This window comes from Leclercia sp. LSNIH1 (genome assembly GCF_002902985.1).
Taxonomy (GTDB): domain Bacteria; phylum Pseudomonadota; class Gammaproteobacteria; order Enterobacterales; family Enterobacteriaceae; genus Enterobacter.
Window position 1 is genome coordinate 4,134,542 of the sequence record NZ_CP026167.1, and the last position, 13,702, is coordinate 4,148,243.

The 13,702-nt window shown below is 55.5% G+C and carries 11 protein-coding genes; 8 read left to right on the top strand and 3 right to left on the bottom strand.

Features of this window, described 5'->3' with window-relative positions; translation table 11 throughout:
- Window positions 1-20 precede the first annotated feature (20 nt).
- The 7 genes from C2U54_RS20440 to yejF all read left to right on the top strand — a co-directional run bounded on the left by C2U54_RS20440 (window position 21) and on the right by yejF (window position 9,065).
- Window positions 21-752, top strand: coding sequence for a phosphatase PAP2 family protein (locus C2U54_RS20440; protein ID WP_103180362.1), 732 nt, complete (start codon window positions 21-23; stop codon window positions 750-752).
- 404 nt (window positions 753-1,156) lie between these two features.
- Entirely contained in the window at window positions 1,157-1,726 is a 570-nt protein-coding gene (gene mepS, locus C2U54_RS20445; RefSeq protein ID WP_103180364.1) for a bifunctional murein DD-endopeptidase/murein LD-carboxypeptidase, read from the top strand.
- A 181-nt stretch (window positions 1,727-1,907) separates the two neighbouring features.
- Entirely contained in the window at window positions 1,908-3,464 is a 1,557-nt protein-coding gene (locus tag C2U54_RS20450; RefSeq protein WP_103180365.1) for a cyclic di-GMP phosphodiesterase, read from the top strand.
- 75 nt (window positions 3,465-3,539) lie between these two features.
- Window positions 3,540-5,345 (top strand): extracellular solute-binding protein, encoded by a 1,806-nt coding sequence (locus tag C2U54_RS20455; protein ID WP_103180367.1) that lies wholly within the window; start codon window positions 3,540-3,542, stop codon window positions 5,343-5,345.
- Between the two features lie 9 nt (window positions 5,346-5,354).
- The gene (locus tag C2U54_RS20460; RefSeq protein WP_103180369.1) at window positions 5,355-6,449 is read left to right on the top strand and encodes a microcin C ABC transporter permease YejB; all 1,095 of its coding nucleotides are present in this window, start codon (window positions 5,355-5,357) and stop codon (window positions 6,447-6,449) included.
- Window positions 6,449-7,474, top strand: a complete 1,026-nt coding sequence (locus tag C2U54_RS20465) for an ABC transporter permease (protein ID WP_103180371.1) — start codon at window positions 6,449-6,451, stop codon at window positions 7,472-7,474. The genes C2U54_RS20460 and C2U54_RS20465 overlap by 1 nt, the downstream gene beginning before the upstream one ends.
- A 1-nt stretch (window position 7,475) precedes the next feature.
- Entirely contained in the window at window positions 7,476-9,065 is a 1,590-nt protein-coding gene (yejF, locus tag C2U54_RS20470) for a microcin C ABC transporter ATP-binding protein YejF (protein WP_103180372.1), read from the top strand.
- A 3-nt stretch (window positions 9,066-9,068) separates the two neighbouring features.
- Here yejF and C2U54_RS20475 read toward each other — a convergent pair whose 3' ends face one another.
- From C2U54_RS20475 to rsuA, 3 genes are all read right to left on the bottom strand, one after another.
- Window positions 9,069-9,413 (bottom strand): YejG family protein, encoded by a 345-nt coding sequence (locus tag C2U54_RS20475; protein WP_103180374.1) that lies wholly within the window; start codon window positions 9,411-9,413, stop codon window positions 9,069-9,071.
- A 332-nt stretch (window positions 9,414-9,745) separates the two neighbouring features.
- Window positions 9,746-10,942 carry a Bcr/CflA family multidrug efflux MFS transporter gene (locus tag C2U54_RS20485; RefSeq protein ID WP_103180376.1) on the bottom strand — a complete coding sequence of 399 codons (1,197 nt, stop codon included), beginning with the start codon at window positions 10,940-10,942 and terminating at the stop codon, window positions 9,746-9,748.
- Window positions 10,943-10,957: 15 nt separating this feature from the next.
- Complete coding sequence (rsuA, locus tag C2U54_RS20490) at window positions 10,958-11,665, bottom strand: 16S rRNA pseudouridine(516) synthase RsuA (protein WP_103180378.1); 708 nt, start codon at window positions 11,663-11,665, stop codon at window positions 10,958-10,960.
- A 151-nt stretch (window positions 11,666-11,816) separates the two neighbouring features.
- Here rsuA and C2U54_RS20495 point away from each other — a divergent pair, with 151 nt between their 5' ends.
- Window positions 11,817-13,577 (top strand): DEAD/DEAH box helicase, encoded by a 1,761-nt coding sequence (locus C2U54_RS20495; RefSeq protein WP_103180380.1) that lies wholly within the window; start codon window positions 11,817-11,819, stop codon window positions 13,575-13,577.
- The last annotated feature ends 125 nt before the right edge of the window (window positions 13,578-13,702 follow it).

Here is a 13,702-nt window from a genome sequence, read left to right on the forward strand (position 1 = left end):
CTGATTGAATTACTTACGGCGTGATGATGAAAACCCGACTTTTCCCCATTTTATTGCTTAATGTCGCCGGTGTGGCGCTCTTTTTATCCTGGTATCTGCCGGTCAACCACGGTTTCTGGTTCCCGCTGGATAGCGGCATATTCCACTTCTTTAACCGGCAGCTGGGAGAGAGCCGCGCCTTCCTGTGGCTGGTGGCGATCACCAATAACCGTGCCTTTGACGGCTGCTCGCTGCTGGCGATGGGTTATCTGATGCTGACGTTCTGGCGAAAAGAGAGTCCCGCCGGGCGTCGCCGTATTCTGATGATCGGCCTGGTGATGCTACTGACCGCGGTGGTGCTGAACCAGCTGGCGCAGGCCTTAATACCGGTGAAACGCTCAAGTCCGACGCTATTTTTCCCGGATATTTATCGCGTCAGTGAATTGCTGCATATTTCCACAAAAGATGCCTCTAAAGACAGTTTCCCAGGCGATCACGGAATGATGCTGCTTATTTTCAGCGCTTTTATGTGGCGTTATTTCGGGCATAAGACTTTCGCATTAGCCCTGATTATTTTTGTGGTTTTCGCATTCCCTCGGGTAATGATCGGTGCGCACTGGTTCACTGATATTGCCGTCGGGTCGCTTTCGGTGGCGTTGATTGGTCTTCCGTGGTGCCTGATGACCCCATTGAGTGAGCGTTTAATCGCCTTCTTTAATCGTTATCTGCCCGGCAATAAAACAAATTCGAAACAAGTTACTAACAGAAATTAACAATAACCATCAGGGATCATTACCGATCCCTGATAGATTTCCCCCTCGATTTCAGCGCCTTTGTCATCTTCCTGTCACATTAATCACGTTAGAAATTAATGCGTTGTACAGAACTTAACCTAAATTACCCTGCCCGACCACTCTCCTGTCAACGTACTTTTACTATCACAATTACTTATAAAAAAAGTGCGTATTTTTACTCGCATTACCCGCCTCAATCAGGTAATCTCAGACTCGTTTTACCTCAGCGCCACAATTATTATCGTTGTAAATAAATTTGTGCGATTCGCCACAGATTTGACCATAAAGAATTGTCTGATAGTGCGCAGGTATTTAGTCTCGTCTCGCTTGGCATTTTTTATAACGATATTTGTCGTTAAGGACTTCAAGGGAAAATAAACAACATGGTCAAATCTCAACCGATCTTGAGATACTTCTCACGGGTAATCCCGGCGATTGCAGTCGCGGTTCTGCTTTCAGCTTGTAGCGCATCGAACACCGCAAAGAATATGCATCCTGAGACGCGTGTTGTGGGGTCAGAAGACGCCTCTTCACTGCAAGCTTCTCAGGATGAATTTGAAAAAATGGTCAGCAATCTGGATATCAAATCCCGATTAATGGACCAGTATGCCAGCTGGAAGGGCGTGCGCTATCGCCTGGGCGGCGAAACACGTAAAGGCATTGATTGTTCCGGTTTCGTACAGCGTACCTTCCGCGAACAGTTTGGTTTAGAACTTCCGCGTTCAACCTATGAACAACAGGAAATGGGCAAATCGATTTCACGTAACAGCTTACGTACCGGCGATTTAGTTCTGTTCCGTGCGGGTTCAACCGGCCGTCATGTCGGCATCTATATTGGTAACGACCAGTTTGTCCACGCGTCCACCAGCAGTGGTGTGACGATCTCCAGTATGAACGAGCCATACTGGAAAAAGCGCTATAATGAAGCGCGTCGTGTACTGACTCGCAGTTAACCGCCTGTGCTGTCCGTTTCCCTTGACTGACAGCATGGAAAAAAGCACTGCTATGGCAGTGCTTTTTTTTTATCGCAGGACGCGATAATTCTGGACGGCTCGTTCCAGGTTATAGTTTTATCGTTGCGTGAGTTTAGCCGTCATGATAATGCGGGCGGCAAATCAGGATCCCATAACGTTTATGTTTACCCGCCATTTATCTTCCCGCCGAAAGGTGCTGATGCTCAGCGTACTTTCAGCTCTTATCGTCGCCCTGCTCTGCGGCGGTATGCAGTTTTTTTTCAGTTACCATAAACGTGCAGTGAAATACGATAACCTGATTAAAGACCTCCATGACTACATCGAAAGTTATTTTAAAGAGCTGCGCGTTTCTGTTGATGAATTACAGCCACTGACGCTCAGCGAGTGCCAGGATGTACGATCTGAACTCACCTCCCGCGCGTCATTCAGCCTGAACGTCCGCGCCTTTCTGCTGGTGAAAGATAAAATGGCCTTCTGCTCATCAGCAACCGGGCCGATGCATGTCCCGCTCAGCGAACTGGTGCCGAAAATCGACGCAACTAAAGCGGTAGATATGGCCCTGCTGCCGGGTACGCCAATGATGCCGAAAAAACCGGCCATTGTGTTGTGGCATCGTAATCTGCTGATGAAAGATGGGGGGATATTTACCTCCATTAACCTCAACCTGACCCCTTATCTGCTCTACACCGCCCGCCAGGATGAGTTTGCCGGTATTTCTCTGATCATTGGCGATACGGTTTTTTCGACCTATTCAAACCGCATCACCCACGTTTCGGAGCTAAAAGAGCGCCCTGCGCGCTCAAGCAAAATCGAAGGACTGCCGCTCACCGTTAATCTCTACGCCGAAAGCTGGACGATGGAAGATCTGGTCTTTGCACTACTGTTTGGTCTGTTGTGCGGTTCCAGCATCGGGGTACTCTGCTTCTACTGGCTAATGATGCGCGCCAACCCGCGTAAAGAGATCCTGACCGGCATTAAGCAGAATCAGTTTCATGTGGTCTACCAGCCAGTGGTAGGTGCCAGCGATTTGCAGATGCGGGGCGTGGAGGTGTTGATGCGCTGGCAGCATCCCGGCGCGGGGGCGATCCCGCCGGATGCCTTTATTAACTTTGCAGAGGCCCAGCAACTGATTGTGCCGCTGACGCTGCACCTTTTCGATCTGATCCTGCGCGACGCACCGGCGTTAGCGAAACGGCTGCCGCCAGGCTCCAAGCTGGGCATTAACATTTCGCCAGGCCATCTGCACGCCGAGAGCTTTAAAGATGGCATGCGCAAATTTGCCGCCTCGCTGCCGCCGGATCATTTCCAGATTGTGCTCGAAATTACCGAGCGCGACATGCTCAATCAACGGGAAGCGACAAAGCTGTTTGAGTGGCTGCATCTGGAAGGTTTTGAAATCGCCGTGGATGATTTTGGCACCGGACACAGCGCCCTGATCTACCTTGAGCGTTTTACTATGGACTACCTCAAAATCGACCGGGGTTTCGTGAATGCTATCGGGATGGAAACTGTCACCTCGCCGGTACTGGATGCGGTGCTGACCCTGGCGCGGCGGCTGAATATGGTGACCGTCGCCGAAGGTGTCGAAACCCCCGAGCAGGCGAAATGGCTGCGCGATCACGACGTCAATCTGCTGCAGGGCTACTGGATAAGCCGACCCCTGCCCCTGGAGCAATTCCTGAACTGGCAACCTGATATTCACCTTGATCGCGAATAATTGCCCAACCACCGCTACGTCACTTATTATTCAGGTATCTTGCCCGGGCCGAACAGAGAAGGAAAACGTAGCGTAATGATAGTGCGCATTGTGGTGCTGATGGTGGCGTTAATGAGCGGGTTCAGTCAGGCGCAAACCATTAAAGAGAGCGACGCCTTCGCGGTTATTGGCGAGCCAAAATATGCCATCAATTTCGATCACTACGATTACGTCAATTCTGCCGCGCCTAAAGGGGGCGCTGTGACCCTGGCGGCAATTGGCACCTTCGATAATTTCAACCGTTATGCGCTGCGCGGCGTGGCGGCAGAAAGAACCGACGCCCTCTACGACACCCTCTTTACCACCTCAGACGACGAGCCCGGCAGCTATTATCCGCTGGTGGCCGAGACCGCCCGCTATGCCGATGATTTCTCCTGGATGGAGCTGACAATCAACCCGCAGGCGCGGTTTCACGACGGTACGCCGGTCAAGGCCAGCGATGTTGCCTTCACCTTTCACAAATTTATGACCGAGGGCGTCCCCCAGTTCCGGCTGGTCTACAAAGGGGCGACGGTAACGGCCATCGCGCCGTTGACGGTGCGCATTACCCTTGCCAGCCCCAATAAAGAGGACATGCTGAGCCTGCTCACCCTGCCGGTAATGCCGGAAAAGTTCTGGAAAGATCATAAGCTCAGCGATCCGCTCTCCACCCCACCGCTGGCAGGCGGCCCGTATCGCATCACTCGCTGGCGGATGGGGCAATATGTGATTTATTCCCGGGTAAAAGATTACTGGGCGGCAAACCTGCCGGTAAACCGGGGCCGCTGGAATTTCGACACCCTGCGCTACGACTACTATCTGGATGACAACGTGGCCTTTGAAGCCTTTAAAGCGGGTGCCTTTGATATGCGGGTAGAGAGCAGCGCCAAAAACTGGGCCACCCGCTACACCGGGAAGAATTTTGACCGCCACTATATCGTAAAGGAGTCCTTTAAAAATGATTCCGCCCAGGATACGCGCTGGCTGGCGTTTAATATTCAGCGCCCGGTATTTACCGACCGCCGCGTGCGCCAGGCCATCACCCTCGCCTTCGATTTTGAGTGGATGAACAAAGCGCTCTTTTATGGCGCCTACAGCCGTGCCAACAGCTATTTCCAGAATACCGAGTATGCCGCGCAGGGCTACCCGGATGCCGCGGAGCTGACGCTCCTCGACCCATTAAAAGATGCAGTTCCCCCGGAAGTGTTTACGACTCTCTTTCAGCCCCCCGTCTCGAAAGGCGACGGCTTTGATCGTAACAATCTGCTGAAAGCCAGCCAGCTACTGGACGAGGCGGGCTGGGTCATCCGAAATAAACAGCGGGTCAATAAGCAAACCGGCAAACCGCTCAGTTTTGAACTGCTGCTGGCTTCCGGGGGCAACAATCAGTGGGTACTGCCGTTCCAGCACAACCTGGCGCGGCTGGGCATTACCATGAATATCCGCCAGGTGGATAATTCACAGATCACCAACCGGATGCGCAACCGCGATTACGATATGATGCCGCGCCTGTGGCGGGCCATGCCGTGGCCGAGCAGCGATCTGCAGATCTCCTGGGCCTCTCAGTACATTGATTCCACCTACAATTCACCGGGGGTGCAAAACCCGGCGGTGGATAAGTTGATTGCGCAGATCGTCGCCGCGCAGGGGGATAAAGCCAGACTGGTACCGCTTGGCCGGGCGCTGGATCGGGTTCTGACCTGGAACTATTACATGCTGCCCATGTGGTTTATGGGGGAAGACAGGGTCGCCCGCTGGGATAAGTTCGCCCTTCCCGCCCAGCGCCCGATTTATTCTCTCGGGTTTGATACCTGGTGGTATGACGTTAACAAAGCGGCGAAATTACCCGCCGAACGGCGTTAAGGATACGCAATGGGCGCATATTTACTTCGTCGTTTACTGCTGGTGATCCCCACTTTGTGGGCGATCATCACCATCAACTTTTTTATCGTGCAGATTGCTCCAGGCGGCCCGGTGGATCAGGCGATTGCCGCCATCGAGTTTGGTAACAGCGGGACGATGCCCGGCGGAGGCGATGCGGGCATGCGCGCCAGCCACGCCCGCACCGGGGTCGGCAATATCAATGAGAGCCACTATCGCGGCGGGCGCGGGCTCGATCCTGAGGTGATCGCCGAGATCACCCAGCGGTACGGCTTCGACAAACCGATCCATGAGCGCTACTTCAAAATGCTGGGCGACTATCTGCGCTTCGATTTTGGCGACAGCCTGTTTCGCAGCGCGTCGGTGCTGCATCTGATCAAAGAGAGCCTGCCGGTCTCCATTACCCTGGGGCTATGGGGAACGCTGATCATCTATCTGGTCTCCATTCCGTTAGGTATTCGTAAGGCGATGGATAATGGCAGCCGGTTCGACATCTGGAGCAGCACCTTCATTATTATTGGCTATGCCATTCCGGCATTCCTGTTTGCCGTCCTGCTGATCGTCTTTTTCGCCGGGGGTAGCTACTTCGATCTCTTCCCGCTGCGCGGGCTGGTCTCGACCGATTTCAGCAGCCTGCCGTGGTACAAAAAGATAACCGACTACCTGTGGCACATTACCCTGCCGGTGCTGGCGACGGTGATCGGCGGCTTTGCGGCCCTGACCATACTGACCAAAAACGCCTTTCTCGATGAGATCCGCAAGCAGTACGTGGTCACCGCCCGCGCGAAGGGGGTGAGCGAGCGACGCATCCTGTGGAAACATATTTTTCGCAATGCCATGCTGCTGGTCATCGCCGGTTTCCCGGCCACCTTTATCAGCATGTTCTTTACCGGCTCCCTGTTAATTGAGGTGATGTTCTCCCTTAACGGCCTGGGTCTTCTGGGCTACGAGGCCACCGTCTCGCGGGATTACCCGGTGATGTTTGGCACGCTCTATATTTTCACCCTGATTGGCCTGCTGCTGAATATCCTCAGTGATATCTGCTATACGCTGGTCGATCCGCGTATTGATTTTGAGGGTCGCTGATGCTGCGCTTAAGCCCCGTCAACCAGGCCCGCTGGGCTCGCTTTCGTCACAACCGCCGCGGCTACTGGTCGCTATGGATTTTCGCCCTCTTTTTTGCGCTGAGCCTCTGTTCGGAGATCATTGCCAACGACAAACCGCTGCTGGTGCACTTTAACGATCGCTGGTACGTGCCGGTTTTCAAGAATTACAGCGAGAGCGACTTTGGCGGCCCCTTTGCCACCGAGGCGGATTATCAGGACCCGTGGCTACAGGCGCAATTGAATGAGCACGGCTGGGTGCTCTGGACGCCGGTCCGCTTTGGCGCCAACAGCATTAACTTTGCCACTACCACCCCGTTCCCGTCGCCACCCTCGGTACAAAACTGGCTGGGTACCGATGCCAACGGCGGCGATGTACTGGCGCGTATTCTGTACGGTACCCGCATTTCTATACTGTTTGGCCTGCTGCTGACCCTGTTTTCCAGCGTCATGGGAGTGCTGGCCGGGGCGATCCAGGGCTATTACGGCGGCAAGATTGATCTCTGGGGACAGCGGTTTATCGAAGTGTGGTCCGGCATGCCAACGCTGTTTTTAATTATTCTGCTCTCAAGCGTGGTGCAGCCTAACTTCTGGTGGCTACTGGCTATCACGGTGCTGTTTGGCTGGATGGCGCTGGTAGGCGTGGTGCGGGCGGAGTTTCTGCGCACCCGCAACTTCGACTACATTCGCGCCGCCCAGGCGCTGGGGGTAAGCGATCGCGGGATCATTTTCCGCCACATGTTGCCTAATGCGATGGTCGCCACCCTCACCTTCCTGCCGTTTATTCTGTGCAGCTCTATTACCACCCTCACCTCGCTCGATTTTCTCGGCTTCGGCCTGCCGCTGGGCTCGCCTTCTTTGGGGGAGTTGCTGTTGCAGGGCAAAAATAACCTCCAGGCACCGTGGCTTGGGATCACCGCCTTCCTCTCCGTTGCTGTGCTGCTCTCATTGCTGATTTTTATTGGCGAAGCGGTACGCGACGCCTTTGATCCAAATAAGGCGGTTTAAGATGACGCAGCCTTTACTTCACATCGACGCGCTCTCCGTTGCTTTTCGCCAGCAGGGCGAGCTACGCACCGTGGTGAATGATATCTCCCTGGAAATTGACGCCGGCGAGACGCTGGCGCTGGTCGGCGAGTCGGGTTCCGGAAAGAGCGTCACCGCCCTGTCGATCCTGCGTCTGCTCCCCGCCCCGCCGGTGGTCTATCCCCAGGGCGATATCCTGTTTCACGGCCAGTCCCTGCTCCATGCTGACGAGCGCACGCTGCGCGGGGTGCGCGGCAATAAGATCGCCATGATCTTTCAGGAGCCGATGGTGTCGCTGAATCCGCTCCATACTCTTGAAAAACAGCTCTACGAGGTGCTTTCCCTGCATCGCGGTATGCGTAAAGAGGCGGCTCGCGGAGAGATGCTGGATTGTCTCGAACGCACCGGGATCCGCAACGCCGCAAAACGGCTTGCCGATTACCCGCACCAGCTTTCGGGCGGTGAGCGCCAGCGGGTGATGATTGCCATGGCGCTGTTGACCCCTCCGGAACTGCTGATCGCCGATGAGCCCACCACCGCGCTGGATGTTACGGTGCAGGCGCAGATCCTGCAGCTATTACGCGAGCTGCGCGACGAGCTGAACATGAGCCTGCTGTTTATCACCCACAATCTCAGCATTGTGAAAAAGCTGGCCGACCAGGTGGCGGTGATGCAGAACGGTCGCTGCGTGGAGCAGAACCGCGCCGCGCCGCTGCTTGCCGCACCGCAGCATCCCTATACCCAACGCCTGCTCAACAGCGAGCCCGCAGGGGATCCCGTCCCGCTGCCGCAAGATGTTCAGCCGCTGCTGCGGGTCAAGGATCTCTCGGTGGCGTTTCCGCTACGTAAAGGCATCCTGCGCCGGGTGGTGGATAACAAGCAGGTGCTGAACAACGTCAGCTTTACCCTGCGCCCGGGTGAGACCCTGGGGCTGGTGGGTGAGTCTGGCTCCGGCAAGAGCACCACCGGGCTGGCGCTGTTACGCCTGATCGCCTCGAAGGGGGAGATCCTGTTTGACGACAAACCCCTGCATGAGTGGGATCGCCGCCAGATGTTGCCCGTCCGCCACCGGATGCAGGTGGTTTTTCAGGATCCTAACTCTTCTCTTAACCCGCGCCTCAACGTGCAGCAGATCATTGAGGAGGGGCTGCGGGTACACCAGCCTGGCCTGAGCCTGCAGGCGCGTGAAGAGGAGGTCATTCGGGTAATGGGCGAAGTGGGGCTCGACCCGCAGACCCGGCATCGTTACCCCGCCGCCTTTTCCGGCGGCCAGCGCCAGCGGATCGCCATTGCCCGGGCGCTGATTTTGCGCCCGGAGTTGATAATTCTGGATGAGCCGACCTCATCCCTCGATAAAACCGTGCAGGCGCAAATCCTGGCGCTGCTAAAAGATTTACAGCGAAAACACCGTCTGGCCTATATTTTCATCAGCCACGATTTGCAGGTGGTACGTGCGCTATGTCACCAGGTGATTGTGTTACGTCAGGGAGAGGTGGTCGAGCAGGGAGACTGTCAGCGCGTGTTTGCCGCGCCGACGCAGGAGTATACGCGTCAGCTGTTAGCGTTACGCTGACGCTCAGAAAGGATTCTGGCCAGAAAAAGGCTCGGCGATAGCCACACCGACGTTTTTCAGGCGGCAGGTTGCTGCAAACTCATCCTGGCTTTTCACGAACAGGCACGGCTCGCCTTCGCACTCCAGCACCGAGCTGTAAAGCTCAATGTCCGTCAATGCCTGGCTCAGCTTTTCCATCAGCGGCCATGCGTTGCCCTCTTCCGGGCTCAGCAGTTTGAGCGCCACCAGACAATTATCAGGGGTTGTTCCACTTTGCGGAATCGGTTCAACCTTCGAGCCTGCAAAACCAGCCGACCAGCGATAGCTCTGCGGCAAGCGATGCACAATTGAGAGCTGTAATGTATTCACGTTTATTCCCCGGAAGCAAATTTACTTCACAATCTATTTACATTTATAGTAACACAACATTAACCGCCTGCTCTGTTTTTAATAAGAAAACGCTTACACCCACTATTCATGGGTGCAGGGGCCTTGTTTTTCAGGGCTTTCTGACGGTGTTTCAGGTTTATAGCGGCGCTATATGTACCCGTTTCTGTGATCTAACACAACCTTTTTAACTACAAAGATGTGACTATTTACACAAATAGATTTTACATAAAAGAAACAAACAAGAGGTCAAAGAACCGCCTTTTAATTGACCTGCATCAAAAAAGGGCCCCGACAAGGCCCTTTTTTGTGCATCATTTCACCAATTTCTTTGGCCGGCTGGCATAAAGGCAGAAAAGAATCGAGCCGGTGGCGCACAGCGCGATTGACCAGAGCATCGGCCAGGAGCTGTTAAACGTCGCCAGTGAAAGCAACGCGCCGACAATGGCGCCGATACCAAAGCGGAAGGTCCCCGCCAGTGAAGAGGCGGTACCGGCCATATGCGGGAACTCGTCGAGGATGACCGCCATAGCGTTGGACGAGACCATCGATATACAGCCAACAAAGGCCGCAATACCGATTACCAGCGCCCAGAATCCGATATCAAAGTAAGCGGTTACCACCATCCACACCGCCATCACAAACTGGATCCACAGCCCGATACGGAACATATTCAGCGCCCCTACCCGGCGCACGAAGCGGCTGTTGATCATCGTCAGCACGAAGATGAATACCACGTTCAGCGCGAAATAGTAGCCAAATTGCTGCGGTGAGACATGGTTAAGCTCAATGTAGACAAACGGCCCGGCGCTGAGGAATGAGAACATCCCGGCAAAGCTGAAACCGCTGGCCAGCATGTAGCTCAGCACGCGCTTATGGCGAAACAGCGAGGCAAAGTTGCCAAGCGTGGTGCGAATATGAAACTTCTGCCGGTGTTGTGCAGGCAGGGTCTCTTTAATAAAGAAGAAGATCATTGCCGAGGCCAGCAGGGCCGCCAGCGCCAGGATCCAGAAAATAGCGTGCCAGCTAAACCAGACCAGCACCGCTCCCCCGACCATCGGCGCCACCAGCGGCGCGACGGTGGTCACCAGCATGACGAATGACATCATGCGGGAGAACTCCTCCTTCGGGTAGATATCGCGCATCAGGGCATTGATGACCACGCTTGCCGCCGCAGCCGCCAGGCCGTGGAAGAAACGCATCACAATAAGGTAATCGACAGATTGCGCCATCGCGCAGGCCATCGCCGCGCCGGCGAATACCAGCGTACCGCCCAGCACCACCGGTTTGCGCCCCAGGCTGTCGGCCATTGGCCCGTAAAGCAGCTGACCGAGGGCAAAACCGAGAATATAGCTGCTGAGAGTCATCTGTACGCTGCCTGCCGGCACGCCAAACTGCTCGGCGATCACCGGCAGTGCGGGCAGATACATGTCGATGGACAGCGGCATCAGCATGGCCAGCAGGCCAAGAATAAAAACAATGCTGAACGACGAGTGTGGCCTGGTGGTCACAATTAACTCCTGAAATTAGCGTGAAGAGAGGCCAACGCTGGCAATTTCTTCTTCCGTCAACGGGCGGTATTCGCCTGGCTCAAGGTCCGGGTCGAGAGCGATAGCCCCGATCCGTTCGCGATGCAGACCGACCACGTGATTTCCCACGGCGGCAAACATGCGCTTCACCTGATGATAGCGCCCTTCACTGATGGTCAGACGCACTTCGGTTGGGGTAATAACTTCCAGCACGGCGGGTTTGGTCAGATCTTTTTCATTATGCAGCTGGACGCCGTGGGCGAACTGCTCTGCCGTACTGTCGCTCACCGGATTTTCCAGCGTCACCCGGTAGGTCTTTTCGCAATGGTGGCGCGGTGAGGTGATGCGGTGTGACCACTGACCGTCGTCGGTCATCAGCACCAGGCCGGTGGTGTCGATATCCAGACGCCCGGCAGCATGCAGTTTGTGAGCGACCGGCTCATCGAGAAAATAGAGCACGGTGGGATGGTCGGGGTCTTCGGTGGAGCAGACATAGCCTTGCGGTTTATTGAGCATGAAGTAGCGCGGGCCGTTCTGCTGGGTCAGCGAGTTGCCTTTATACTCCACCTGATGCTCAGGCTGGAGTTTAAACGCGCTGTCTCGCACAATGTCGCCATCCACGGTAACGTGGCTGCCGCGGATCAGACGCCCGGCAATAGCGCGGCTTACGCCGAGTTGCTGAGCGATAAACTTATCAAGTCGCATGAAATATTTTAAACCTTACAGGGGCCAGGAGCCGGACAATGCGTCCGGAAAAGAAGCAGTCAGGAACAGTCCAGTATAACGGGCTCTGTGCGCCACTCAAGGGAAAAAGTTTCGTGGCATAATATGAGCGAGATAACCAAACCGAGACCCCATGACCTTTACACTTCGCCCCTACCAGCAGGAAGCCGTGGACGCTACCCTCGCCCACTTTCGTCAGCATAAAGAACCGGCGGCCATTGTCCTGCCCACCGGCGCGGGCAAAAGTCTGGTGATCGCCGAGCTGGCGCGCCTGGCCCGGGGCCGCGTGCTGGTGCTGGCGCACGTCAAAGAGCTGGTGGCGCAGAACCATGCCAAATATCTGGCGCTGGGTCTGGAGGCTGATATTTTTGCCGCCGGCCTACAGCGTAAAGAGAGCCACGGTAAAGTGGTCTTTGGCAGCGTGCAGTCGGTGGCGCGCAATCTGGATAAATTCCAGAGCGAGTTCTCCCTGCTGATTGTCGATGAGTGCCACCGTATCAGCGATGATGACGATAGCCAGTATCAGCAGATCCTGACCCATTTGAAAAATGTTAATCCGCAGATCCGCCTGCTGGGGCTTACCGCCACCCCGTTCCGCCTCGGTAAGGGCTGGATTTATCGCTTTCATTACCACGGCATGGTGCGCGGCAATGAAAAGGCGCTCTTCCGCGACTGCATTTACGAGCTGCCGCTGCGCTACATGATCAAACATGGCTACCTGACGCCACCGGAACGGCTGGATATGCCGGTGGTGCAGTATGATTTCAGCCGGTTGCAGGTGCAGAGTAACGGCCTCTTCAGCGAGGCGGATCTTAACCGCGAGCTGAAAAAACAGGATCGTATTACCCCGCATATCATCAGCCAGATCATGGAGTTTGCCGCCACGCGTAAAGGGGTGATGATTTTTGCCGCCACCGTGGAGCACGCCCGGGAGATCACCGGCCTGCTCCCCGCCAGCGAGGCCCGGCTTATCACCGGCGAAACGCCAGGCAGCGAGCGCGATCGGCTGATTGAGGCGTTTAAGGCGCAGCAGTTCCGCTATCTGGTCAATGTGTCAGTGCTTACTACCGGCTTTGATGCCCCGCACGTGGATCTGATTGCCATTCTGCGCCCGACCGAATCCGTCAGCCTTTACCAGCAGATTGTTGGCCGCGGCCTGCGCTTAGCCCCCGGGAAAACCGACTGCCTGATCCTGGATTATGCCGGGAACCCGCACGACCTGTATGCCCCGGAGGTGGGTACGCCAAAAGGCAAAAGTGACAACGTGCCGGTACAGGTGTTTTGCCCCGCCTGCGGCTTTGCCAATACCTTCTGGGGTAAAACCACCGCCGACGGCACGCTAATCGAACACTTTGGCCGTCGCTGCCAGGGCTGGTTTGAAGATGACGAGGGCCATCGCGAACAGTGTGACTATCGCTTCCGCTTTAAAAACTGCCCCCAGTGCAACGCCGAGAACGATATCGCCGCCCGCCGCTGCCGCACCTGCGATGCGGTGCTGGTCGATCCCGACGATATGCTGAAAGCGGCCCTGAAGCTGAAGGACGCCCTGGTGCTCCGCTGCAGTGGGATGGCGCTGGCACACGGTGCCGATGACAAAGGCGAATGGCTCAAAATCACCTACTACGATGAAGATGGCGCCGATGTAAGTGAGCGCTTCCGTCTGCACACACCCGCCCAACGCACCGCCTTTGAACAGCTGTTTATCCGCCCGCATACCCGCACGCCGGGCGTGCCGCTGCGCTGGATCACCGCGGCGGATATCGTTCATCAACAGCCGCTGCTGCGCCACCCCGATTTTGTGGTGGCGCGGAAAAAAGGGCAGTTCTGGCAGGTGCGAGAAAAAGTGTTTGATTATGAGGGCCGCTTCCGCCGTGCCAATGAATTGCGGGGATAGCGGGACTTTTCATTGATGTGAAAGCCATTTGAGTATAAAATGCCGCCCGCTTCACATCCGTGAGGCAGAACACTCACCTGTTGCTGGGTCGCCTGTAGCAGGATTTTTTATACAGAGAGAAATCA